This window comes from Caulobacter sp. 17J65-9, from assembly GCF_010975005.1.
GTDB lineage: Bacteria > Pseudomonadota > Alphaproteobacteria > Caulobacterales > Caulobacteraceae > 17J80-11.
Genome location: NZ_JAAIVC010000002.1, coordinates 58,401 through 82,191, shown reverse-complemented (window position 1 = coordinate 82,191; position 23,791 = coordinate 58,401). Strand labels below are relative to the sequence as shown.

General features: G+C 69.5%; 22 protein-coding genes and 1 pseudogene. 12 read left to right on the top strand and 11 right to left on the bottom strand.

All coding sequences use genetic code 11. The features are described from left to right. The 3 genes and pseudogenes from G3573_RS01010 to G3573_RS01000 all read left to right on the top strand — a co-directional run. Positions 1–835, top strand: a pseudogene (locus G3573_RS01010) (ribonucleotide reductase); the annotation flags it as partial. Positions 836–920: 85 nt separating this feature from the next. After that, complete coding sequence (locus G3573_RS01005; RefSeq protein WP_163258980.1) at positions 921–1,406, top strand: pentapeptide repeat-containing protein; 486 nt, start codon at positions 921–923, stop codon at positions 1,404–1,406. 47 nt (positions 1,407–1,453) lie between these two features. Continuing rightward, positions 1,454–2,344, top strand: a complete 891-nt coding sequence (locus G3573_RS01000) for a pentapeptide repeat-containing protein (RefSeq protein WP_240454443.1) — start codon at positions 1,454–1,456, stop codon at positions 2,342–2,344. A 70-nt stretch (positions 2,345–2,414) separates the two neighbouring features. On the opposite strand, the gene aspS is transcribed toward G3573_RS01000, so the two are convergent. Continuing rightward, positions 2,415–4,199 carry an aspartate--tRNA ligase gene (aspS, locus tag G3573_RS00995; RefSeq protein WP_163258979.1) on the bottom strand — a complete coding sequence of 595 codons (1,785 nt, stop codon included), beginning with the start codon at positions 4,197–4,199 and terminating at the stop codon, positions 2,415–2,417. Positions 4,200–4,407: 208 nt separating this feature from the next. Here aspS and G3573_RS00990 point away from each other — a divergent pair, with 208 nt between their 5' ends. The 3 genes from G3573_RS00990 (at position 4,408) to G3573_RS00980 (ending at position 8,841) form a co-directional block, all read left to right on the top strand. Further along, positions 4,408–5,082: a chromosomal replication initiator DnaA gene (locus G3573_RS00990; protein WP_163258978.1), complete on the top strand. Its 675-nt coding sequence runs from the start codon at positions 4,408–4,410 to the stop codon at positions 5,080–5,082. Between the two features lie 74 nt (positions 5,083–5,156). Next, a complete protein-coding gene (locus G3573_RS00985) occupies positions 5,157–7,355 on the top strand; it encodes an RNA degradosome polyphosphate kinase (RefSeq protein ID WP_163258977.1) in 2,199 nt (732 codons plus the stop codon). Then, a complete protein-coding gene (locus G3573_RS00980; RefSeq protein WP_163258976.1) occupies positions 7,342–8,841 on the top strand; it encodes a Ppx/GppA phosphatase family protein in 1,500 nt (499 codons plus the stop codon). Before G3573_RS00985 ends, G3573_RS00980 begins: the two co-directional genes overlap by 14 nt. 15 nt (positions 8,842–8,856) lie before the next feature. Here G3573_RS00980 and G3573_RS00975 read toward each other — a convergent pair whose 3' ends face one another. Together G3573_RS00975 and rnd are read right to left on the bottom strand one after the other, a co-directional pair. After that, positions 8,857–9,444 carry a hypothetical protein gene (locus G3573_RS00975; protein WP_163258975.1) on the bottom strand — a complete coding sequence of 196 codons (588 nt, stop codon included), beginning with the start codon at positions 9,442–9,444 and terminating at the stop codon, positions 8,857–8,859. 31 nt (positions 9,445–9,475) lie between these two features. Further along, a complete protein-coding gene (gene rnd, locus G3573_RS00970) occupies positions 9,476–10,627 on the bottom strand; it encodes a ribonuclease D (protein ID WP_163258974.1) in 1,152 nt (383 codons plus the stop codon). A gap of 322 nt (positions 10,628–10,949) precedes the next feature. Between rnd and purM the strand changes: the two genes are divergently transcribed. Together purM and purN are read left to right on the top strand one after the other, a co-directional pair. After that, positions 10,950–11,975, top strand: a complete 1,026-nt coding sequence (gene purM / locus G3573_RS00965) for a phosphoribosylformylglycinamidine cyclo-ligase (RefSeq protein ID WP_163258973.1) — start codon at positions 10,950–10,952, stop codon at positions 11,973–11,975. Continuing rightward, positions 11,972–12,589: a phosphoribosylglycinamide formyltransferase gene (gene purN / locus G3573_RS00960; protein WP_163258972.1), complete on the top strand. Its 618-nt coding sequence runs from the start codon at positions 11,972–11,974 to the stop codon at positions 12,587–12,589. The genes purM and purN overlap by 4 nt, the downstream gene beginning before the upstream one ends. Before the next feature lie 117 nt (positions 12,590–12,706). Here the strand turns inward: purN and G3573_RS22385 are convergent, their stop codons facing one another. From G3573_RS22385 to ndk, 3 genes are all read right to left on the bottom strand, one after another. Continuing rightward, positions 12,707–12,841 carry a glycine zipper domain-containing protein gene (locus G3573_RS22385; protein ID WP_276208653.1) on the bottom strand — a complete coding sequence of 45 codons (135 nt, stop codon included), beginning with the start codon at positions 12,839–12,841 and terminating at the stop codon, positions 12,707–12,709. Positions 12,842–13,099: 258 nt separating this feature from the next. Continuing rightward, on the bottom strand, positions 13,100–13,312 hold the full coding sequence (locus G3573_RS00955; protein WP_163258971.1) for a hypothetical protein: 213 nt from the start codon (positions 13,310–13,312) through the stop codon (positions 13,100–13,102). 193 nt (positions 13,313–13,505) lie between these two features. After that, a complete protein-coding gene (gene ndk, locus G3573_RS00950) occupies positions 13,506–13,925 on the bottom strand; it encodes a nucleoside-diphosphate kinase (protein ID WP_163258970.1) in 420 nt (139 codons plus the stop codon). A gap of 164 nt (positions 13,926–14,089) precedes the next feature. Between ndk and G3573_RS00945 the strand changes: the two genes are divergently transcribed. Beyond that, positions 14,090–15,979 (top strand): ABC-F family ATP-binding cassette domain-containing protein, encoded by a 1,890-nt coding sequence (locus tag G3573_RS00945; protein ID WP_163258969.1) that lies wholly within the window; start codon positions 14,090–14,092, stop codon positions 15,977–15,979. Positions 15,980–15,986: 7 nt separating this feature from the next. Here G3573_RS00945 and G3573_RS00940 read toward each other — a convergent pair whose 3' ends face one another. Genes G3573_RS00940 through G3573_RS00920 form a run of 5 tightly spaced genes read right to left on the bottom strand, consistent with a single transcriptional unit; the run spans position 15,987 to position 18,873 of the window. Continuing rightward, on the bottom strand, positions 15,987–16,274 hold the full coding sequence (locus G3573_RS00940; protein WP_163258968.1) for an I78 family peptidase inhibitor: 288 nt from the start codon (positions 16,272–16,274) through the stop codon (positions 15,987–15,989). A 16-nt stretch (positions 16,275–16,290) separates the two neighbouring features. After that, entirely contained in the window at positions 16,291–16,605 is a 315-nt protein-coding gene (locus tag G3573_RS00935) for a hypothetical protein (RefSeq protein ID WP_163258967.1), read from the bottom strand. Continuing rightward, positions 16,605–16,934 carry a peptidase inhibitor I78 gene (locus G3573_RS00930; protein ID WP_163258917.1) on the bottom strand — a complete coding sequence of 110 codons (330 nt, stop codon included), beginning with the start codon at positions 16,932–16,934 and terminating at the stop codon, positions 16,605–16,607. The genes G3573_RS00935 and G3573_RS00930 overlap by 1 nt, the downstream gene beginning before the upstream one ends. Then, complete coding sequence (locus G3573_RS00925) at positions 16,931–17,392, bottom strand: DNA polymerase III subunit chi (protein ID WP_163258966.1); 462 nt, start codon at positions 17,390–17,392, stop codon at positions 16,931–16,933. The genes G3573_RS00930 and G3573_RS00925 overlap by 4 nt, the downstream gene beginning before the upstream one ends. A gap of 5 nt (positions 17,393–17,397) precedes the next feature. After that, positions 17,398–18,873 (bottom strand): leucyl aminopeptidase, encoded by a 1,476-nt coding sequence (locus tag G3573_RS00920; protein ID WP_163258965.1) that lies wholly within the window; start codon positions 18,871–18,873, stop codon positions 17,398–17,400. Positions 18,874–18,964: 91 nt separating this feature from the next. Between G3573_RS00920 and lptF the strand changes: the two genes are divergently transcribed. The 3 genes from lptF to lptD are packed head-to-tail and all read left to right on the top strand — an operon-like array spanning position 18,965 to position 23,752. Continuing rightward, positions 18,965–20,149 carry an LPS export ABC transporter permease LptF gene (lptF, locus tag G3573_RS00915; protein ID WP_346427319.1) on the top strand — a complete coding sequence of 395 codons (1,185 nt, stop codon included), beginning with the start codon at positions 18,965–18,967 and terminating at the stop codon, positions 20,147–20,149. Beyond that, positions 20,146–21,288: an LPS export ABC transporter permease LptG gene (gene lptG / locus G3573_RS00910; RefSeq protein WP_163258964.1), complete on the top strand. Its 1,143-nt coding sequence runs from the start codon at positions 20,146–20,148 to the stop codon at positions 21,286–21,288. The genes lptF and lptG overlap by 4 nt, the downstream gene beginning before the upstream one ends. 43 nt (positions 21,289–21,331) lie before the next feature. Beyond that, a complete protein-coding gene (lptD, locus tag G3573_RS00905; protein ID WP_163258963.1) occupies positions 21,332–23,752 on the top strand; it encodes an LPS assembly protein LptD in 2,421 nt (806 codons plus the stop codon). The last annotated feature ends 39 nt before the right edge of the window (positions 23,753–23,791 follow it).

Here is a 23,791-nt window from a genome sequence, read left to right as displayed (position 1 = left end):
CGCCGCCACCGCCGGCCTGCGCGCCGTGCGCCTGAAGCGCTCCACGCCGCCCAGCCGCCAGCTGTTCGACCTGACCCCGCCGGAGACGGCCCGTCCGGCCGCCGCCCAGCCCGCCCCGGCCCCGCAGCCGACCCGCACGGTCGAGCGCGTGGTGGAACGGGTGGTCGAGCGCGCCCGCGAGCGCCGCAAGCTCCCGGACCGTCGCAAGGGCTACATCCAGAAGGCCTCGGTCGGCGGCCACAAGGTCTACCTGCACACCGGCGAATACGACGACGGCGAAGTCGGCGAGATCTTCATCGACATGCACAAGGAAGGCGCCGCCTTCCGCTCGCTGATGAACAACTTCGCCATCGCGGTGTCGATCGGCCTGCAGTACGGCGTGCCGCTGGACGAGTTCGTCGACGCCTTCGTCTTCACTCGCTTCGAGCCGGCCGGCCGCGTGACCGGCAACGACTCGATCCGCTCGGCGACCTCGATCCTCGACTACATCTTCCGCGAGCTGGCGGTGTCCTACCTGGACCGCTCGGACCTGGCCAACGCCGAGCCCGAGACCGGCGCCGACGGCTTCGGTCACCGGGTCGACGCCGAGGAGGAAGAGGACGCGCCCCTGCCCGCCTCCAAGTTCATCTCCAAGGGCTTCGCCCGCGGCGCCGCCCCCGACAACCTGGTCGTGGTCCCGTTCGGGGCCAAGTCTCGCACCCGCGCCGCAGAAGAGGCCGCCCAGGCCGACGTCTGCTCGTCGTGCGGCGACCTGGCTGTGGTGCGCAAGGGACCGGACCTGGTCTGCGACAGCTGCGGCGCCACCCCGGCGGCGCGCGAGGACCTGGCGGGCTGATCCTCCCCCACCGCTTCGCTCGGGGGAGGAATGCTGGCCCCAATCCTGCTTGGCGCGCGGTGAACGTCCCGGAGCGACACCGCCCATGAAACCGCTGCTGCTCGCCGCCGCCCTCATGCTGGCCGCCGGCCCGGCCCTGGCCCAGAACGCGGCTCAGATCGAGCGCGCGCGCACCGGCGCGGCCTGTCCCAAGTGCAACCTGTTCCAGGCGGACCTGGGCGGGCTCGAGCTGCGGGCCCCGAACTTCGTCGGCGCGCGCCTGCGCCAGGCCGATTTCAGTCTCGCGACCATCGTCGGCGCGCGTCTGGCCGGCGCCGACCTGCGCGACATCGACGCCTACGGGGCGGTGCTCACCGGGGGGGACTTCTCCAACGCCGACCTGACCAACGCCTCCTTCGTGGGCGCGTACCTGAACCGGTCGAGCTTCGCCGGCGCGAAGCTGTCGGGGACCAACTTCTCCGGCGCCGACCTCAGCGGCGCGCGCGGACTGACGAGCGCGCAGTTGGTCGCAGCTTGCGGCGACGAGAGCACGCGCCTCCCGGCGGGCCTTCGGATTTCGGCGTGCCGCTGAAAGGCGCATTACCACGAATTAAGTGGCGTGCCGGGAACCGAGAGACCATGTCTGTTCCCATGGTTCTGCTTGGTTCCAGCTTGAAACTTTCGGCCCGCCTGGCCTCCGCCGCGCTCGCGCTTTCGCTCGCGGGGACGGCCCAGGCCCACGCCGATTCCGGCGATCGCGACGTCGCCCGCATGGTGTCGTTCGGCGGCTCCTGCGCGAAGTGCGAACTGTCGGGGCGCAAGCTGGCCGGCGCGACCTTCACCGGCGCCGACTTCGAAGGCGCCACCCTGGTCGGCGCCGACCTGCGCGGCGCGACCCTGATGGGGGTCAACTTCTCCGACGCCGACTTCTCGCGGGCCAACCTGACCGGCTCGGAAATGGTCGGCACGGTGTTCACCGGCGCCAACCTGACCGGCGCCAAGCTAGACGGCGTGGAAGCGCCGGCCGTGGTGTTCAACAACGCCGACCTGTCGGGCGCGCGCCTGACCGGGGCCGAACTGGTCGCCGCCAACTTCGTGCGCGCCAACCTGAACCACGCCAACTTCTCCAGCAGCGAACTGATCCACGCCCAGTTCACCAAGGCCGACGCCAGCCGCGCCGACTTCTCGGGCGCGGAGATGAACAACGCCGACCTGACCGCCGGGGTGTTCGAGCGCGCCTCCTTCCGCGGCGCCTCGCTGGAAGGCGCGCGGTTCCGCAAGGCCTCGTTCGGCGGTGCGGACTTCCGCGGCGCCTCGCTGGATGGCGCGGACCTGCGCTGGACCGACCTGTCGGACGCCCGCGGCCTGACCCAGGACCAGATCGACGACGCCTGCTCCGACCGCACCACCCTCCTGCCCAAGGGCCTGGTGGCGCACGAGTGCAGCAAGGTCATGCTGATCCGCCGCGAGGCGCCCAGGGCCCCGAAAGCGCCGGCCCCGCCGACGCCGCCCGTTCCGCCGCGCGACTGATCGGACGCATAAACAAAAAAGCCCCGCTCGAAAGAGCGGGGCTTTTGCTTATCCGACGGCTGGCGCCGGCTTACACCTTCACCGGCGGCACGATGCGGATGTGCAGCTCCTTGAGCTGCCTTTCCGTCACTTCCGACGGGGCGTTCATCATCAGGTCCATGCCCTGCTGGTTCAGCGGGAAGGCGATGACTTCGCGGATGTTCTCGGCGCCGGCCAGCAGCATGACGATGCGGTCGATGCCCGGAGCCAGACCGCCGTGCGGCGGCGCGCCGTAGCGGAAGGCGTTCAGCATGCCGCCGAACTTCTCCTCGACCACTTCCGGGCCGTAGCCGGCGATGCCGAAGGCCTTGAGCATGATTTCCGGACGGTGGTTCCGGATCGCGCCCGAGCACAGCTCCACGCCGTTGCAGACGATGTCGTACTGGTAGGCCAGCACGTCCAGCGGGTCCTTCGACTCCAGCGCTTCGAGCTCGCCCTGCGGCATGGAGAACGGGTTGTGCGAGAAGTCGACGCGCTTCTCGTCCTCGTTCCACTCGAACATCGGGTAGTCGACCACCCAGCAGAACTCGAAGCTGCCTTCCTTGGTCAGGCCCAGGTCGATACCGACCTTGGTGCGGGCCGAGCCGGCGAACTTGTGGAACTGGTCCGGGTCGCCGGCGGCGAAGAACACGGCGTCGCCGACGTTCAGGCCCAGCTGCTCGCGAATCGCGGTGGTGCGTTCCGGGCCGATGTTCTTGGCGATCGGACCGGCGCCGCCTTCCTCGCCCTCGCGCCAGAAGATGTAGCCGAGGCCCTTCTGGCCCTCGCCCTGCGCCCAGCTGTTCATGCGGTCGCAGAAGGCGCGGTTGCCGCCGGTCGGGGCCGGGATCGCCCACACGCGGTGCTTGGGCGAGGCGTCCAGGATCGAGGCGAACACGCCGAAGCCGCCGCCGCGGAAGTGCTCGGACACGTCCTGCATGCGGATCGGGTTGCGCAGGTCCGGCTTGTCGGAGCCGAACTGCTGAATGGCGTCGCGGTAGGCGATGCGCGGGAACGGGTAGTTCGTCACCGGGCGACCGGCCGCGAACTCTTCGAACACGCCGTACATGACGGGCTCGATGGCGGCGAACACGTCTTCCTGGGTGACGAAGCTCATCTCGACGTCGAGCTGGTAGAACTCGCCCGGCGAACGGTCGGCGCGGGCGTCTTCGTCGCGGAAGCACGGCGCGATCTGGAAGTAGCGGTCGAAGCCCGACACCATCAGCAGCTGCTTGAACTGCTGCGGGGCCTGCGGCAGGGCGTAGAACTTGCCCGGGTGCAGGCGCGAGGGCACCAGGAAGTCGCGCGCGCCTTCCGGCGAGGACGCCGTCAGGATCGGCGTCTGGAATTCCATGAAGCCCTGGTCGGTCATCCGGCGGCGGATCGAGGAGATCACGGCCGAGCGCAGGATGATGTTCCGGTGCAGGGTTTCCCGGCGCAGGTCCAGGAAGCGGTACTTCAGGCGCAGGTCTTCCGGGTAGTCCGGCTCGCCGAACACCGGCAGCGGCAGTTCCTGGGCCTCACCCAGAATCTCCGCCGACTTCGCGCGAACCTCGATCTGACCGGTCGGCAGGTTGGCGTTCACGGTCTCGGCCGTGCGGGCGACCACTTCGCCGTCGATGCGGATCACGCTCTCGGCGCGCAGCTTGTCGACCACGTCGAAGCCCGGCGTGCCGGGGTGCAGCACCAGCTGGGTCAGGCCGTAGTGGTCGCGAAGGTCCACGAACAGCAGACCGCCGTGGTCGCGCTTGCGGTGGATCCAACCCGACAGACGAACGGTCTGGCCGGCGTGTTCAAGGCGCAGCGCGCCACAGGTGTGCGAGCGATAGGCGTGCATGATCGTCGGGGGAGCGAACAAAAAAGGAAGCGCGGAAGGGCGCATGCAGGGCCTACCTTGTCAAGGTTCGCGGGAGAGGACGGGCAACTTCAAGGCGAAGCTCGCTGTTCCGGCTCTCCACAGCTGAACGCCAGATATCCACGCGCATCGCGCATCCGGCGCCCGCGCCTGCGTCGCCGCGCGGCGTGCGACTTGGTAAAGACGGCGCGTGAACGACGGCGTCCAACTCAGTCTGAAGCTCCAGCGGCCGGTCTCCTTCCGGCGCGAAGACTTCGTGGTCTCGCCGACCAACGAGGCGGCCGTGCGCGCGCTCGACGCCTGGCCCGACTGGCTGGGCGGCGCCCTCGCCCTGGTCGGGCCTGAGGGCGCGGGCAAGACCCACCTGGCCCGCGACTGGGCCGAGCGGACCGGCGCGGCCGTGCTGTCCCCCGAGGACGCCGGCGAGGTCGACCTGGCGGGGCTGGAAGGCCGGCCGGTGCTGGTCGACGACGCCGAGGGGCTCGACGACGAGACCCTGTTCCACCTGATCAACCTGGCGGCCCTGCCCGGCGGCGGCCTGCTGCTGACCTCGCGCCGCGCGCCGGCCGCCTGGGACAGCGCCCTGCCCGACCTGCGCTCGCGGCTGAACGCGCTGCGCGTCGTCGAGCTTGGCGGTCCGGACGACGTCGTCCTGCGCGGCGTGCTGCTGCGCTTCTTCGAGCAGAGCAGCATCCGCCCCTCCGAAGACCTGCTGGCCTATCTGGTGCGCCGCATCGAGCGGGCCGTGCCGAAGGCGCGAGAGGTCGTGGCCCAGCTGGAAGAAGCGGCCGGGCCGGAGCTTCGCCCGGTCACCCGGGCGCTGGCGCGCGAAATCCTCGACGCCGAGCCCGATCTTTTCGACTGACACACGTTTGAGCGACTTGCCCTGATAGGAAGGCGGCGCGCACACTCGCGCACTTCGTATTCCAAGGCCTGCCGATGACCGACGTTGCGATCGCCGACGCCGAGGTTCCTTCCTCCCACGCGCCCAAGTCCCGGCTGGACGAGGCGCTGATGGCGTCGCCGGAGCGCTTCTTCAACCGCGAACTGTCGTGGCTGGCCTTCAACCAGCGCGTCATCGAGGAGGCCGAGAACCCGCGCCACCCGCTGCTGGAGCGGCTGCGCTTCCTGTCGATCTCGGCCAACAACCTCGACGAATTCTACATGGTCCGCGTCGCCGGCCTGAAGGGCCAGGTGCGCGAGCGGGTGCGGGTGGTCAGCCAGGACGGCCTGACGCCCGGCGAGATCCTCGACAAGGTCAATGACGCGGCCGGCGCCCTGATGGCCCGCCAGCAGCGCCAGTGGCGGCTGCTGCGCGACCTCTTGGGCAAGGAGGGCCTGGAGGTTGTCCATCCGGACAAGGTCACCAAGTCCGAGCTGGCCAAGCTGGAGCCGGAATTCCTCAACCAGCTGTTCCCGGTGCTGACGCCGCTGGCGATCGACCCGGCCCACCCCTTCCCGTTCATTCCGAACCTCGGCTTCTCGCTGGCGTTGAAGCTGCGCCGCAAGGACGGCAAGCCGCTTTACGCCCTGGTGCCCGTGCCCCAGCAGGTGCACCGGTTCTGGGAGCTCCCCAACGGGGCCAAGAAGGTCGGCAAGGCGCACCGGCGCTACGTCTCGCTCGAAAACCTGCTGGTGCTGTTCATCGATCACCTCTTCCCCGGCTGCGTGGTCGAGGCCAAGGGCGTGTTCCGGGTCATCCGCGACAGCGACATCGAGCTGGAAGAAGAGGCCGAAGACCTGGTGCGCGAGTTCGAGGCCCTGCTGAAGCAGCGCCGCCTCGGCTCGGTGGTGCGCGTCGAGATCGAGGCGGCCATGGCCGCGGACCTGCGCGAGTTCATCGTCGAGCACCTGCACGCCGGCGCGCAGGACGTCATCCAGATCGACGGCGTGATCGGGCTGGCCCACGTCAACCAGCTGATCCCGGCCGACCGGCCGGACCTGAAGTTTTCGCAGTTCGAGCCGCGCTTCCCCGAGCGCATCCGCGACCACGGCGGCGACTGCTTCGCGGCGGTGCGCGAGAAGGACATCCTGGTCCACCACCCGTTCGAGAGCTTCGACGTGGTGGTCCAGTTCCTGCGCCAGGCCGCCCGCGACCCGAACGTCATCGCCATCAAGCAGACGCTCTACCGCACCTCGAAGGACAGCCCGATCGTGGCGGCCCTGATCGAGGCGGCCGAGAACGGCAAGAACGTCACCGCCCTGGTCGAGATCAAGGCGCGCTTCGACGAGGAGGCCAACCTGCGCTGGGCCCGCGCCATGGAGCGAGCGGGCGTCCACGTCGTGTTCGGCTTCGTGGAGTACAAGACCCACGCCAAGCTGTCGGTGGTGGTGCGCCGCGAGGGCGAGGCCCTGCGCACCTACTGCCACTTCGGCACCGGCAACTACCATCCGGTGACGGCCAAGATTTACACCGACCTGTCGCTGTTCACGACCGACCCGGCGATGGGCCGGGATTCGGTGCGGGTGTTCAACTACATCACCGGCTACGCCCGGCCCGAGACGATGGAGAAGCTGGTCGTCTCGCCGCTGGGCCTGAAGGCGCGCCTGATCGAGCTGATCGAGCAGGAGGTGAAGAACGCCCGGGCCGGCAAGCCGGCGGCCATCTGGGCCAAGCTGAACGCCCTGGTCCATCCCGAGGTGATCGACGCCCTCTACCGCGCCAGCCAGGCCGGCGTGCGCATCGAACTGGTGGTGCGCGGCATCTGCTGCCTGCGCCCCGGCGTGCCGGGCCTGTCGGAAAACATCCGGGTGAAGTCGATCGTCGGCCGCTTCCTGGAGCACAGCCGCATCGTCTGCTTCGCCAACGGCAAGCCCTTGCCCAGCGACGACGCGCGGGTGTTCATCTCCTCGGCCGACTGGATGCAGCGCAACCTCGACCGCCGCGTCGAGGCCCTGGTTCCGGTCGAAAACCCCACCGTCCACCGCCAGGTTCTGGACCAGATCATGGTCGCCAACCTGAAGGACGAGGCGCAAAGCTGGTATCTGGAACCCGACGGGCACTATCGCCGCTTCGATGTCGGCGGTATCGACAAGCCGTTTTCGGCCCACGAGTACTTCATGACCAATCCGAGCCTGTCCGGCCGCGGCCGTAGCGTCAAAGACCTGCCGGGCGCGATCGAGTATGCCGCACGCTGATCGGCCCGGACGCGACGCCGCCGTCGTCGACGTCGGGTCCAACTCCGTCCGCCTGGTGATCTACCGGCTGGAAGGCCGGGCGATCTGGACCGTCTTCAACGAGAAGGTCCTGGCCGGCCTCGGACGGGGTGTGGAGGCCACCGGCCGGCTGTCGCCGGACGGGGTTCGCGACGCCATGGCCGCGCTTCGCCGCTTCAAGGCGGTGATCGACGCCTCGCGCCCGGAAGAAATCCACACCGCCGCCACCGCCGCCGTGCGCGACGCCGAGGACGGGCCCGAGTTCATCGAGCGGGTCCGCCGCGAGATCGGCCTGGACATCCGCGTGCTCAGCGGCCCCGAGGAGGCCCGCTACGCGGCGCTGGGCGTGGTCGCCGGCTCCGCCGAGGCCGAGGGCGTGGTCGGCGACCTGGGCGGCTCCAGCCTGGAACTGACGCGGGTCGACCACGGCGACCTCTCGGCCGGCATCACCCTGCCGCTCGGGCCGTTCGCGCTCGGCGCGCCGAAGGGCTTCGACGCCGACGTGGTCCGGCGCACGGCGGTCGAGCGCCTGAAGGGCGCCAACGCCGACTTCAAGGGCCGCACCTTCCACGCGGTCGGCGGCGCCTGGCGTAACCTCGCCCTGATCCACATGCGGATGACCGACTATCCGCTGCAGATCGTCCACCAGTACGAAATCCCCGCCCGCGACGCCTCCGCCCTGGCCCGACTAATCGCAAAGCAGTCGAAGAGCTCGCTGGAACGCATTCCCGGCATTGCGAAAAAGCGACTCGACACCCTGCCCTATTCCGCCGTCGTGCTGGACGCCCTGGTCGACCGGCTGGGCTTCGAGCGGGTGGTGTTCTCCGCCTACGGCGTGCGCGAGGGCATGCTGTTCGAGGCCATGCCGCCCGAAGTGCGCCGGCTGGATCCGCTGGTCGAGGGCTGCTTCGCCATCGGCGCCCGCCAGGGGGCCTCGGAAGGCCTCGGCCAGGCGCTGGCGGCCTGGCTGCATCCGCTGTTCGACGATCTGGAGCCGGTTTTCGGCGACGGGCGCGACCGCATCGTGGTCGAATCGGCCGCGCGGCTGGCCGACATCGGCGCGCGCCTGCACCCCGATCATCGCGCCGACCTGGCCTTCACCCAGGTGCTGCGCGCGCCGGTGGGCGGCCAGAGCCACCCGGAGCGCGCCTTCCTGGCGACCTCCGTGTTCGCCCGCTACGGCGGCTCCGGCGCGACGCCGGAGCAGGATGCGATCAACCGGCTGCTCTACGACGAACGCGTCGACCGCGCGCGCGCCCTGGGCCTGGCCCTGCGGCTCGGCTGCGACCTGTCCGCCCGCAGCCCCGCCCTGCTGGCCCGCTCCGCCGTGTCGCTGCAAAGCGACGGCCGGCTGTGCCTGACCGCCCGGGCCGATTCGGCCGACATGCTGCTGGGCGAACAGACCGCCAAGCGCGCTCAGGCCCTGGCCACGGCGCTCGGCGTCGAATTGGTGATGAAGCCGGCCTGACCGGCCGGCTTCCGATCAGCCCGTCAGGCGCGTGCGCCAGGCGCGGCCCAGGACGTAGAAGGCGAAGTCCTGCCGGACGGCGGGGTCGGTGAGCTGAGAGGCCGGCAGCCCCAGGGCCGCGCCGAAGGCGTCGACACCCCGCTCGGCCGCGGCGTCGTCGTCAGACGTCGGCGGGGACCCGAGGGTCGAGAGCCTGTCCACCAGCGCCGACGGCAGGGCCGCGAACGCGGTGTCGAGCCGAGCGCGCGTCAGGCCGTGGCCGACGATCAGCTTGTTTTCGCTGTAGGTGAGCAAGCCGGAGATCCCGATCGCCCGGACCGCGTCCTGCTGGTTCACGTCGTCCAGGGATCGCGCGCAGCTGCGGGCGGCAGCCGCGACGCCCGACCCGTCGCTGAACAGCGTGCTCGCCGCCGCCTCCAGGTCGTCGACCTCAGCGCTCAGGAACGCCTGGCGCGCGCTCTCGGGGCGCGAGGCCCAATAAGCGTCCCAGAAGCAGACGTAATCGCGTCCGCTCCAGGCCTTCGCCTCAGCCTGCGCCGCGGCCGGTTGCGCGCCCGCCAGCGCCAAGACGACGGCGAACGCCGCCCAAAGCTTCGAAGCCATCTATCCCCCCTCGCGCCGAACGTGCCCCGGCTCAGCTCTCCAGTTCGACGACCTCGACCTTGGCGCCGTTCAGCACCAGGGCCAGCTCGCCGCGCTTCAGCTTCAGGGCGTCCTCGCCGAACACCTTGCGGCGCCAGCCGTTCAGTGCGTCCACGTCGGCCTTGTCGTCGACGGCGATACGCTCCAGATCGGCGACGGTGGCGATCAGCTTCGGGGCCACGCCGGCGTCCTCGGACTTGGCCTTCAGCAGCACCTTCAAGAGCTCGACCACGGCGCCCGGGGCCGGGTCGCGGCGCGGCTCGCGCTCGACTTCCGGCGCGTTGGCCTCCGGGTCCTGCAGGGCCTGCTTGAGGGTGATGATCAGGTCGGTGCCCAGCCGCGAGCTGCCGAAGCCCTTGGGCACGGCGCGCAGGCGGTTGAAGGCGTCCGGATCCAGCGGCAGCTGGGTCGCGATCTCGTCAATCGCCTCGTCCTTCAGGATGCGCCCGCGCGGCTGGTCGCGCTCCTGGGCGGTCCGTTCGCGCCACACCGCGGCGGCCTTGAAGGCGGCCAGGTACTTGGCCGCAAAACGCTTGGGTTTCAGACGCTTCCAGGCGTTTTCGGGATTGGTGTCGTAAAGCGCCGGATCGATCAGCGCCTTCATCTCCTCGGCCACCCAGGCCAGGCGGCCCTCGTTCTCCAGCCGCGCGCGCAGCTTCGGATACAGCTTGGCCAGGTGGGTCACGTCGGCCAGCGCATAGTCGTGCTGGGCCTGCGACAGCGGCCGGCGGCTCCAGTCGGTGAAGCGGCTGGCCTTGTCGATCTCGACCTTCAGCATCTGCCGGACCAGCGAATCATACGCGACCTGGTCGCCGAACCCGGCGGCCATGCCGGCCACCTGGGTGTCGAACATCGGTTGGGGAATCACCCCGAGGTTCGAGAAGATCTCCACGTCCTGGCGGGCGGCGTGGAACACCTTTTCGATCTTCGGATCAGCCAGAAGGTCCAGGAACGGCTTCAGGTCCAGGCCTTCGGCCAGCGGGTCGATCACCCCGGCCTCGTCCGGCGTCGCGGCCTGGATCAGGCACAGCTTGGGCCAGAAGGTGGTCTCGCGCATGAACTCCGTGTCCACGGCGACGAACGGAGACTTCGACAGGCGGGCGCAGAAGTCGACCAGCGCCTCGTTACTCGTGATGGGCGTCATAGAGGTGCTTATGGCCTCGCAAAGCCTTGAAATCTTGAAGATCCGGGTCGTCCGCCGTTAGTCCCGACCTGTCGGCTGAGCGAAAATCGGGCCGTCAAAGCAGCGCGTATCGGACGTTACCCCCGGTAATGCCGCTATCGCCCTCCAATCACAACAGGTCTCCGCAAGCTACCGCGTCCGCGCGAGGCTCCCCGCCCCCGGACTGCGACGCCAAAAGCCGCCCGACGGCCGCCTGGTTGGTTGTCATACGGTGCCTGAAGTCGTTATAGCCGCGCGTCGCGCGCGCTTGCGCAAGTGCACGCCCCAATTCGAGGTTTCCGTCATGACCGACCGCCCCAACGGCCTCACCTACGCGGACGCCGGCGTCGATATCGATGCGGGCGAGCGTCTCGTGGACGCCATCAAGCCGCTGGCCAAGTCGACCCGCCGCCCGGGGGCCGAGCCCTCGCTGGGCGGCTTCGGCGCGCTGTTCGACCTGAAGGCTGCCGGCTACGACGATCCGCTGCTGGTCACCACCACGGACGGCGTCGGCACCAAGCTGAAGATCGCCATCGAGACCGGCCGTCACGACACCGTCGGCGTCGACCTGGTGGCCATGTGCGTCAACGACCTGCTGGCGCAGGGCGCCGAGCCGCTGATGTTCCTGGACTACTACGCCACGGGCAAGCTGACGGTGGACGTGGCCAAGCGCGTGGTCTCCGGCATCGCCGAGGGCTGCCGCCAGGCCGGCTGCGCGCTGGTCGGCGGCGAGACGGCCGAAATGCCGGGCATGTACGGCGACGGCGACTACGACCTGGCCGGCTTCTCGGTCGGCGCGGTCAACCGCGGCGCCGTGCTGCCGGTGCTGGACCAGCAGAAGCCGGGCGACGTGCTGATCGCACTGGGCTCCTCGGGCCCGCACTCCAACGGCTATTCGCTGATCCGCAAGATCGTCGAGCGCTCGGGCCTGGGCTGGGGCGCCGACGCGCCCTTCGCCAAGGACCGCACCCTGGCCCAGGCGCTGATGGAGCCGACCCGCATCTACGTGAAGAGCCTGCTGCCCCTGATGAAAGGCGGCCTGGTCAAGGGCGGCGCGCACATCACCGGCGGCGGCCTGATCGAGAACCCGCCCCGCGCCATCGCCGAGGGCCTGGAGCCGAAGTTCGACTGGTCGGCCTGGGAGCTGCCGCCGCTGTTCCAGTGGCTGCAGGCGACCGGCGGCGTCAGCGAGCACGAGATGCGCCGCACCTTCAACTGCGGCGTCGGCTTCGTGCTGATCGTGGCCCCGGAGAACGTCGAGCCGGTGCTGGCCGCCCTGCTGAACGCCGGCGAGACCGCCTTCGTCTGCGGCGAGCTCCAGGCCGCATGAGCCGCACCAAGGTCGGCGTCCTGATTTCCGGACGCGGCTCCAATCTCAAGGCGCTGCTGGAGGCCGCGCGCGATCCCGCCTACCCGGCCGAGATCGCCGTGGTCGTCTCCAACCGCGCGGACGCCGGCGGCCTGGCTGTCGCCGCCGAGTACGGCGTCGAGCCGCTGGTGGTGGATCATCGCCCCTTCGGTCCGGACCGCGAGGCGCACGAACGCGCCATGCACGCGGCCCTGGTCGAGCGCGGCGTCGAGTTCGTAGCCCTGGCCGGCTACATGCGGGTGCTGACGCCCTGGTTCGTCGGCGCCTGGAGCGGGCGGATGCTCAACGTCCACCCGTCGCTGCTGCCGGCCTTCCCGGGCCTGGACACCCATCGCCGCGCGCTGGACGCAGGCGTGAAGATCCACGGCTGCACCGTGCACCTGGTCAGCGAAGGCGTGGACGAGGGCCCGATCCTGGGCCAGGCGGCCGTGCCGGTCCTGCCGGGCGACGGCGTCGAGAGCCTGGCGGCGCGGGTGCTGGAGGCCGAACACCAGCTCTATCCCGCCTGCCTAGCGGCGCTGACCGGCCAGGCCTCAGGGTCCGAAGCCACGCCGGCGGCGCTGTTCAGCTACTAGAGGCGGGCGGCGGCCCGCGTCGAGATTTCCGAAGGAAATCCGAGAGCTCGGCGACCGAACTCGCCTGCCCCGGGAGGAGCGCCCGCGGCCGAGGCGCGGGGCGTCCGCCCTGGCACGTCAGCACTTGCCCTTCTTCTTGCAGTCGCTGACGACCGCACCACCGACCGCGCCGGCCGCGCCGCCGATGATGGCGCCCTTGCCGCCGCCGGCCAACGCGCCGATGCCCGCGCCGCCCAGGGCGCCGGTCGCCACGCGCTGCTCCGTCGTGGTTCCGCAGGCCGCCAGAAACGCCATCGCCCCCGCAATCGAAACAGCCGTAGCAACTCGTTTCACGTTCACCATCCCTATTCGTTCGCCGCAGTAACGGCTTCACAGGAATAGGAAAACGTGCCGCTGAAACGATGGTTTCACTGAGCCGCCGGAAACGAACCCAAGGCGAGCCTCAGAAACGAAAACGGCGCCGGCCGAGGGCCGACGCCGCAGACGTTCAAGAGCCGTCGGGCGAAGACCTCAGCAGTCGCCCGACTTCTTGCACTGGTGCACCAGGAACCCGCCGATGCCGCCGACCACGGCGCCCGGGATGATGCCGCCGCCCAGGACCGCGCCGACGGCCGCGCCGCCGAGCGCGCCGGTGGCCGCCCGCTGCTCCAGCGTGTGACCACAGCCGCTCAACATGGCCGAGGCGCCCAGCACCGCAGCCACCATCACCGTCGTCTTCTTCATGGAGAACTCCCCTACGAAACTCGCGTCACAGGGGAAAATCGATAGCCAAGCTTGAACCGTCGCTGAACGAAAAAGGCTAACGGCGCCGCTATCGGCCGCACCCGCAAAGCTACGGACAAACAAAAACGGCGCCGGTTCGCACCGGCGCCGTCTTCATGTCCGAGGCCCGGCGTGCCGGGCGCTCAGTTCAGCCTCAGCCGACGATGTCGGCGTCGGTGAAGAACTGGGCGATCTCGATCTTGGCGTTGTCCAGGCTGTCCGAACCGTGCACCGAGTTCTCGCCGACGTTCTTGGCGAACAGCTTGCGGATGGTGCCCTCGTCGGCGTTGGCCGGGTTGGTGGCGCCCATGACTTCGCGGTAGCGGGCCACGGCGTTGTCGCCTTCCAGCACCTGGACGACGACCGGCGCCGAGGTCATGGAGCCGACCAGCTCGCCGAAGAACGGGCGTTCCTTGTGGATCTCGTAGAACTTCTCGGCCTGAGCCTGGCTCAGGCGGACGCGGCGCTGGGCGACGATGCGCAGGCCGGCGTCTTCGATGACGGCGTTGATCTTGCCGGTCAGGTTCCGCTCGGTGGCGTCCGGCTTGATGATGCTGAAGGTGCGTTCGGTCATGTCACACACGAAAGTTGGTGTTTGAAAGGTCGCGGGCTTATAGCGGCGCGCCTGCGTCTCGCCAACACCGGGCGACGCGGCGTCGCAAAACCTTCTCGCGGCCTTCGCGGCGCCTTGCTCGGGCGCTATGCAAGCCGACCGCCCAACCTCGTGCTTCCGTCCCCATGCTGCAGATCAAAGACCTGACCTTCGACGCCTGGGGACGCCGCTTCCTCGACAGCGCCAGCGTGACCATTCCGCCGGGCATGAAGGCCGGCCTGGTCGGCCGCAACGGCGTGGGCAAGTCGACCCTGTTCAAGCTGATCCTGGGCGAGCACTCGGCCGGCGGCGGCGACATCCTGACCCCGCGCGGCTGGCGGGTGGCCACGGTCGACCAGGAGGTGGCCGCCTCGCCCACCCTGCTGCTGGACGCGGTGCTGGCCCTGGACACCCGTCGCGCGCGCCTGCTGGCCGAGGTCGAGACCGCCCCGCCGGAACGCCAGGCCGAGCTGCACGCCGACCTCTACGCCATCGGCGCCGACCGCGCCCCGGCCCGGGCGGCGGAAATCCTCAACGGCCTGGGCTTCACCAACACCGACCTGTCGCGGCCCATGTCGGACTTCTCCGGCGGCTGGCGCATGCGCGCGACGCTGGCCGGCGCGCTGCTGGCCGAGCCCGACCTGCTGCTGTTGGACGAACCGACCAACTATCTCGATCTGGAAGGGGCGCTGTGGCTGGAGGCGCGGCTGAAGCGCTATCCGAACGCGGCGCTGGTCATCAGCCACGACCGCGAGCTGCTGAACAATTCGGTGCAGGCCATCATCCACCTGCGCGACGGCAAGCTGGACTTCTACCAGGGCGGCTACGACCAGTTCGAACGCCAGCGGGCCGAGAAGCTGCGCCTGCAGGAGGCCGCCCGCGTGAAGCAGGAGGCCGAGCGGGCCCACCTGCAGTCCTTCGTCGACCGATTCCGCGCCAAGGCGTCCAAGGCCAGCCAGGCCCAGTCGCGCCTGAAGCGCCTGGAGAAGCTGCAGCCGATCGCCGCCGTGGTCGAGGACCGGGTCGCGCCCTTCGTCCTGCCCTCGCCGGAAAAGCCGCTGGCCCCGCCGGTGGTGCGCATGGAGGCCGCCTCGGTCGGCTACGAAGGCAAGCCGATCCTGCGGAACCTGACGCTGCGGCTGAACCTCGACGACCGCATCGGCCTTCTGGGCGTCAACGGCGCGGGCAAGTCGACCTTCGCCAAGCTGCTGGCCGGCGCGCTGGAGCCGATCGGCGGCGAGGTCTGGAACGACCGTCGGCTCAAGGTCGGCTGGTTCCACCAGCACCAGATCGAGGCGCTGGATCCCAAGGAGACCCCGCTCGACATCGTCCGCCGCGCCCTGCCCGAGGCCACCGAGACCCAGCGGCGCTCCAAGCTGGGGCAATGGGGCTTCGACTCCGGCCGGGCCGAGACCACGGCCGCCAATCTGTCGGGCGGCGAGCGGGCGCGCCTGCTGCTCAACATGGTGGCGATGGACGCGCCGCACCTGCTGATCCTCGACGAACCGACCAACCACCTCGACATCGACAGCCGCCGCGCCCTGCTGGACGCGCTGAACGACTACGAGGGGGCGGTGGTGATCATCACCCACGACCGCTCGCTGATGGAGCTGGTGGCCGACCGGCTGTGGCTGACCGCCGACGGCGCGGTGAAGCCGTTCGACGGCGACATGGACGACTACGCCCGCTTCGTGCTGGAGCGCGCCAGGCAGGCCGCCTCGGAGGCCGCCGAGCCCAAGGCCGCCGTGGTGTCGAAGGTCGACCAGCGGCGCGCCGCGGCCGAGGCGCGCGCGCGCATCTCGCCGCTCAAGAAAAAGGTCGAGGCGATTGAAAAGCGGATGGAAACCTTCACCGTCCAGATCAACCGCCTGAACGACCAGCTGTCCGACCCGGCCCTGTTCACGAAGAACGCCGCCAAGGCCGCGGAGCTGGGCCGCGAGCGCGCCCGCGCCGAGGACGGGCTGGCCGCCGCCGAAGCCGAATGGATGGAGGCGGCCGAAGCCTACGAGACCGCCAAGGCCGAAGCGGGGGTCTAACCCCCGCCTACCCGCAGCTGACCTTGGTCACCACGCCTGTGGTCTCGTCGTAGACGATGTTCAGCCGCTCGGGGTTGTAGTCCATGGTCATGGCGCAGGTGCTGCAGACCACCCGCCAGGTCGCGCCGGCCGGCTTGGCCGGGATCTCCGACTTCCGACGCCCGATCAGGTTCTGGTAGTCCGACGCATGGCACTGGTTCTCGCCCATGGCGGGCGTGGCCGGGCCTTCGGCGGCCGGGGCGGCGCAGGCCGCCAGGGCGGCGGCGGCGGAAAACGCGAGGGCGACAAGCTTCATCGACGGAGCCTCCTGGTCAGCCGCAGCGGACTTCCTTCACCACGCCGCTCTTCAGATCATACAGCACGTTGACCCGCGCGGGATCGTACTCGGCCGGAGCCGGACAGGTCGTGCAGGTGATCCGCCGGCGCGACATGTCGGCGGTGACCGGGGCCATGGTCCGCAGGCGGCCGACCAGCCACTGCAGATCGTCGGCCCCGCACAGATCGTCGGCGCCGGCCGGCGCCTTCGGCTCCTGCTGGGGCCCGCCCTCGCCGCCGCGCGAGCAGGCCTGGACCGCAGCCGCGAGCGCCAGGACGACGGCCAGACGGATCAGGGGGCGCCGCCGCATCAGCCGCAGCGCACTTCGGTGACCAATCCGGAGCTCTGGTCGAAGAAGATGTTCAGCCGCTTGGGCACGAATTCCTCGGTGATCGGACAGGTGGTGCAGGCCACCCGGCGGTTGTCGACATCCACCGGAACCGGAATCTCGGTCTTCGGTTTCCCGATCAGGTACTGCAACGCTTGAGCGCCGCATTGGTCGGGGCCCCGAGGCGCGGAAACGACCGTCGGCGGATGCGGCGGCGGCGCGACCGCGGGCAGCGGCTCGGGCTTGGCTGGGGGCGAACACGAGGCGGCCGCGAGGGCCAGGACGAGGGCGGCGAGGGTCGCGCGCGTCATGCCTGCTTCTCCCACCTCCCCTGCTCGCTCTGGCGCCAGTAGGACACCGGCAGCCCCTCGGACTTGAACACCTTCCAACGCTGTCGGGCGTCGGCCAGGGCCTGCTCGTCGCGACCGTCGAACATGACGACGCAACGCGCGAAACCCTCCAATGGTCCCGCCTCGGCCCCGTCCACCAGGAACAGGGCGTGGGCGCCGTTGGGATTGTCCATGGCGGTGGTCAGCAGCACGGGCTGGCGCGGGGCTTCCTCTTCGCCGGCCACGCCGTGCGGCAGGAAGGCGTCCTCACGCCAGGTCCACAGATGCGAATCCAGGTGCTCGACGCGCTCGGCGCCGACCGTGCGCACCAGGGCGCGCCAGCCGCGCGCCAGCGTCTTCTCCAGGAGTTCGGGCAGGGCCTGGTCGAGCGCGGTGCGCTCGAGGTGATAGAACCAGACCTCGCAGGCCCCGCCCGTCATCCAGATCAGCCCTCGTACTTGGCCGCCACCATACGGTCGAGCATGCGCACGCCGAAGCCCGAAGCGCCGTCCGGCACGGTCGCGACCTTGGAATCCTTCTTCCAGGCGGTCGGCGCGATGTCGATGTGCGCCCACGGCACGCCGTTGGTGAACTTCTGCAGGAACAGGGCGGCGGTGATCGAGCCGGCCGGACGTCCGCCGGTGTTCTTAAGGTCGGCGCAGGCGCTCTCGATCTGCTTCTCGTACTGGGCCGGCAGCGGCAGGCGCCAGGTGTTCTCGCCAACCTCGGCCGAGCCGGCGGCGAGCGCCGCGGCCAGGTCGTCGTCATTGGCGAAAATACCTGCGTAATCGAGGCCCAGCGAAATGATCATGGCGCCGGTCAGGGTGGCCAGGTCGACCATGAACTTCGGCTTGAAGCGCTCCTGAGTGTACCAGAGCGCGTCGGCCAGAACGAGGCGGCCTTCGGCGTCGGTGTTGATGACCTCGACGGTCTGGCCCGACATCGACTTCACGACGTCGCCCGGACGCTGGGCGTCGCCGTCGGGCATGTTCTCGACCAGGCCCAGGACGCCGACGGCGTTGACCTTGGCCTTGCGGCCGGCCAGGGCGTGCATCAGGCCCGCGACGGCGGCGGCGCCGCCCATGTCGAACTTCATCTCCTCCATGCCCTCGGCGGGCTTGATGGAGATGCCGCCGGTGTCGAAGGTCACGCCCTTGCCGACGAAGGCGATCGGCTGGGCGTCCTTATCGGCCGCGCCGTTCCAGCGCATGACCACCAGCTGGCTTTCCTTGGCGCTGCCCTGGCCGACGGCCAGCAGGGTGTTCATGCCCAGCTTGGTCATTTCGGCTTCGCCCAGCACCTCGACCTGCAGGCCGAGCGGCTCCAGCGCCTTACAGCGGCGCGCGAACTCGGCCGGGTAAAGCACGTTGGGGACTTCGGAAACCAGGTCGCGGGCGAACAGCACGCCCTCGGCGATCGCGGCCAGCGGCGTGAAGGCGGCTTGGGCGGCGGCCGGATCGGCGGTCACGATCTGGACAGTCGCGATCGACGGCTTGCGCTCGGGCTTCTCGGTCGTGCGGTACTTGTCGAAGCGGTAGGCGGCCAGGCGAATCGCGAAGGCCGCGCGGGCGGCGTCGGCGGCGCTGCGGTCGGACAGGTCCAGCGCCAGGGTGTCGTGGCCCGACAGCTTCACCGACTGGTAGGCGTGGCCAGCGGCGCCTTCCAGCGCCAAGTCGTCGAACTTGTCCTTCGCGCCGGCGCCGACGGCGAGCAACTGCGGGGCCTCGAGCCCGTGCGGCGCGACCAGGGCCAGCGACGAGGCCTTGCCGCCGGTGAATCGGCCGCCGGCGACCGCGCGGGTCAGGGCGCCGCCGCTGCGTTGGTCGTAGGCCTGCGCCGGCGCGGAGAGCTCCCGCCCTTCATTGACCAGCACCGCGACGACCGCGGAGGGCGACGGCGCGCCGACGAACTCGATCTTCATTTTCTTATGGACTCCAACGGGACCGTGCGGTGAGGGGCGCCGCACGGACTGGACAGCTTGGCCGTCGCGGTTGTCCCCCGCGACTGGGCGCGTGTATTACATCTCTGCCCCTCCGGGCGCCAGCAACGCCTTCACCCGCCATATGACCCTGATCGAGCGATACCTGTTCCGCCAGATCCTCGGCCCGATCCTGGCCGCGGTGGCGGCTCTGGCGGCCGTAGCGCTGCTCAGCCAGGGCCTGCGTGGCCTGGATTTGATCGTCGAGCGCGGCCAGAGCGCCTGGATCCTGATCAAGGTCACGGCGCTCGCCCTGCCGCAGCTGATGACGATGATTCTGCCCATCGGCGTGTTCGTCGGCGCCCTGCTCTCGCTGAACCGTCTGCACACCGAACAAGAGATCGTCGTCTGCTTCGCCGGCGGCATGAGCCGCTGGCGCGTGATCTCGCCGGCCGTCCGGATCGCCGTGTTCGCCGCCCTGATCGCGCTGGCGGTGAACATCTGGGTCCAGCCGCTGGCTTCGCGCACCATGCGCGAGCAGCTCTACTCCGCGCGCACCGACCTGGCCGCCACCCTAGTGAAGGAAGGCGAGTTCGTTCAGGCGTCCAAGGGATTGACGGTCTACACCCAGAGCATCGACCAGAACGGCCTGCTGAAGAACCTGTTCATCAGCGTGGCGGGCGAGGACGGGCAGACGGTCTACACCGCCCAGGAAGGCCGCATCACCAAGAACGAGGGCAAACCGGTCCTCCTGATGCGCTACGGGTCGAGCCAGGAGTTCGCCAAGAACGGCGTGCTGAACTTCCTGTCGTTCGACGAATACGCCTTCGACCTGTCGCCTTACATGAAGAACGACGTCTACCTGCGGTACAAAACGTCGGACCGCTGGCTGCACGAACTGTTCTTCCCCAACCTGCAGGACCAGTGGGAGCAGCGCGACCAGCTGAAACTGCTGGCCGAGGGCCACGCGCGCCTGTCGGCGCCGCTCTACAACATCACCTTCATGGCGCTGGCCCTGGCCGCCGTGGTCGGCGGCGGCTTCAGCCGGGTGGGCTACGGCCGCCGGATCGCCGGCGCCGCCGGCATCGCCGCGGTCACCCGCATCGTCGGCTTCGGCATCCTGGCCGCCTGCGAGGACAGCGCCTGGCTGAACATCCTCCAGTACCTGGTGCCGGCGGTGACCGCCTGGTTCGCCTTCCGCGCCCTGTTCCGCCAGCGCGTCAACCGCTACGTTCCCGTGGCGTCCGATCAGGGCGCCCTGATGCCGAGCGCCTCATGAAGTCCGACTCGCTCCCCGGGGTATTCCGGAACTACCAGCGGCGGCTGACGCGCATCGAGCGCTACGTCCTGCGCCGCACCCTGTTCGCGGTCGGCGGCGCCCTGGCGATTCTCGCCGCGGTGATCATGCTGATCGACTTCGTCGAGATCTCCCGCACGGTGGGCGTGCGCTCGCAGACCTCGGCGCTGGACGTGTTCGGCCTGACCCTGATGAAGTCGCCGAACGTCATCCTGCTGCTGCTGCCGTTCAGCTTCCTGTTCGGGGTGCTGGCGGCGTTCGTGAACTTCAACCGCCGCAGCGAGCTGATCGCCATGCGCGCGGCCGGCGTGTCGGCCTGGCGCTTCATCTTCCCGGCCGCCGGCGCCGCCTTCCTGATCGGGGTGCTGACCATCCTGGCCCTGAACCCGGCGGCGTCCTGGCTGGACGGTCGGTTCGAGCGGCTGAGCGCGGCGCTGACCTCCGACTACCTGCCGGCCGCCAAGCAGCCGGGCGAGACCTGGCTGCGCCAGGGCGACGGGCGCACCCAGGTGGTCATCCACGCCCGCAGCCGCCAGTCGCCCGGCGACCGGCTGCAGGACGTGTCGATGTTCGTCTACACCATCAACAGCCAGGGCCGGCTGAACTTCCAGCGCCGAATCGAGGCGCGCGAAGCGGTGCTGCGCCCGGGCTTCTGGCAGCTGTACGGCGCGCGCGAGGCCGCCGCGGGCCAGCAGGCGGTCTACTACGACACCCTGTCGATCCCCTCGACCCTGGATCCGTCCACCGCCTACCAGGAGTTCGACCAGCCCCAGTCGGTGCCGTTCTGGGCGCTTCCGGGGGTGATTCAGAGGATCGAAGGCGCGGGCTTCTCGGCCACGTCATACAAGCTTAAATTCCACCAGTTGCTGGCGACCCCGATCCTGTTCGCCGCCATGTCGATCCTGGGCGCGGCCTTCTCGCTGCGTCTCATGCGGCTGGGCGGCCTGGCCCTGTTGGCCGGGTCCGGGGTGGCGCTGGGATTTGTGTTCTTCTTTTTCAACGAGTTGTGCGGCGCCCTCGGCAAGGCCGAGATCGTGCCGGCGGTCCTGGCGGGCTGGACCCCGCCCCTGTTAGCGCTTTTGTCCGGCTTCACGTTGCTGACCTATACGGAAGACGGCTGAACCGGCTAAGACGGATCAGCGTTACAGGGGACGAGGGGAAGGAATGCAGGACGCCGGTTCGCCGAGCCTGACGACCGCCGAGCCGGTGAAGGCGCGCCTGATGCTGGGCGCGGCCGCGCTGGTGCTCACCCTGTCGTCGCCGGCGTTCGCCCAGGTCGTCGCGCCCCCCGCCCCGTCCGCGCCCGCCGCGCCCGGCCCGGACGGCCTGGGTCCCGACGACCTCTACATCGAAGGCGACACGGTCACCGACGACCGCGAACACAAGGTTTTGGTGGCCAAGGGTAACGTTACGGCGCGGTATCGCGGCCGCACCCTGCGCGCCCAGGAAATCACCTACGCCACCGAGACCGGCCTGATCACCGCGCGCGGCCAGGCCCAGATCATCAACCCGGACGGCTCGGTCCAGTACGCCGACGAAGTGCACCTGGACGAGGACCTGAAGGCCGGCGTGGCCACCGGCTTCGCCACGCGCATGCCCGACAACTCCAAGCTGGCCGCCGCCGCCGCCGTGCGCCGCAGCGAGGACGTCAACGAGCTGCACCGGGCCATCTTCACGCCCTGCGAGATCTGTACCCCGGCGGGCAAGCCGAAGCAGCCCAGCTGGTCGATCCAGGCCGACGAGGTCATCCAGGACCGCCAGCGGCAGGTGGTCTACTACAAGAACGCCGTCATCAAGCTGAAGGGCGTTCCGGTCTTCTACTCGCCGGTGTTCTGGCACCCGGACCCGACCGCCGAGCGCAAGTCCGGCATGCTGGTCCCCAAGGCGTGGATCTCCGACCAGCGCGGCGTGTCCGTCGAGCTGCCGTACCTGTGGGTGATCTCGCCCTACCAGGACCTGGTCATCAGCCCGCAGATCTCGGCGAAGGTGAACCCGTTCCTGAACCTCGATTGGCGCAAGCGCTTCTATTCGGGGCAGATGCAGATCCGGGGCGGCTACACCTACGAGAAGAACTTCGGCGACGAGCCGGGCTTCACCGACCTGAACGGGAACGGCGTTCCCGGCGAAGACAGCGTCAAGTTCGGCCAGGAGACGTCGCGCAGCTACATCCTGGCCCAGGGCAAGTTCGACATCAGCCCGGAGTGGAAGTGGGGCTTCGCCGGCGAGCGGGCGTCCGACAAGACCATCTTCGACCGCTACGACATCGGCGACATCTACGAGAACCGGGGCCTGTTCTACGCCGACAGCCGGATGCTGACCTCGCAGCTCTACGCCGTGCGCCAGGACCAGCGGTCGTACTTCCAGGTCGCCGCCCTCAGCTTCCAGAGCCTGATCATCGGTCAGGACGACGCCCTGTTCCCGACCGTCGCGCCGCTGATCCAAGGCCGCTGGGAGCCGAAGCCGGACGTGCTGGGCGGGCGCCTGCGCTTCGCCGGCAGCGGCGTGGCCCTGTTCCGCGACGAGGACGCCGGCGGGCTTGAGCTGGTGCCCGGCGAGAGCGGAATGCGGACGCGCGCGCCGGATCCGAACCGCCCTGGCGTCGACAGCATGCGCGTCACCGGCGAGGCCGACTGGCGGCGCAACTTCACCACGCCGGGCGGCGTGCGCCTGGCGCCGTTCATCGACGTGCGCGGCGATTTCTACAAGCTGTCGGACGTCACCCAGACCAACCCCACGCCGCCGCCGAACTTTTTCGAGATCGGTAACGACACCGTCTCGCGCGGCACCGGGACGCTCGGCCTGGACGCCAGCTACCCGCTGATCAAGCGCGCGGGCACCATGTCGATCGTCATCGAGCCCATGGCTCAGCTCGCCCTGTCGCCGGACGCCGACATCAATCCGCACATCCCGATCGAGGACAGCTCGTCGCTGGAATTCGACGAGACCAATCTGCTCGACCCGAACAAGTTTCCGGGCTTCGACCTCTATGAGGGCGGCGTGCGCCTGAACGCCGGCGCGCGCGCCACGGTGGACTGGAGCGGCGGCAAATACGCGCGGGCCTTCGTCGGGCGCAGCTTCCGGGCCGAAGAAGAACCCGCCTTCCCGGTCAACACCGGCCTGCGCGAGACCGGCTCCGACTGGGTGGTGGCCGGCGAGACCGTCCCGATCGACGGCATTCGCGCCTGGACCCGGATGCGGATCACCGACTCCGGCCAGTTCCGCCGCGCCGAAGCGGCGATCAACTGGAGCCTGAAGCGCACCCGCGGCTACGCCCGCTACATCCTCAACGATCCGGACCTGGGCGCGCCGCTGCCCGCCGTCCAGCGCACCGAGGACCTGGTCGCCGGCGGCGAAGTGTTCGTCACCGAGCGCTGGGGCGCGATCTTCGACGTCAACTACGACCTGAAGGCGGAATCGATCCGGCAGTCTCAGGCCGGCATCGTCTACAAGGACGACTGCCTGCGCGCTGAGGTGGTTTACGAGCGAAATGAAACCATCTCGGGGCTACCAAGGGACGCAGTGTTTTTCCGTCTAAACCTCGCCACATTGGGCGACGCAGGATACAGAAGTTATGACGGCCGGTGACGGGACGCCGTGCGCGGCCGCGAAAGGAACGAGATCTGC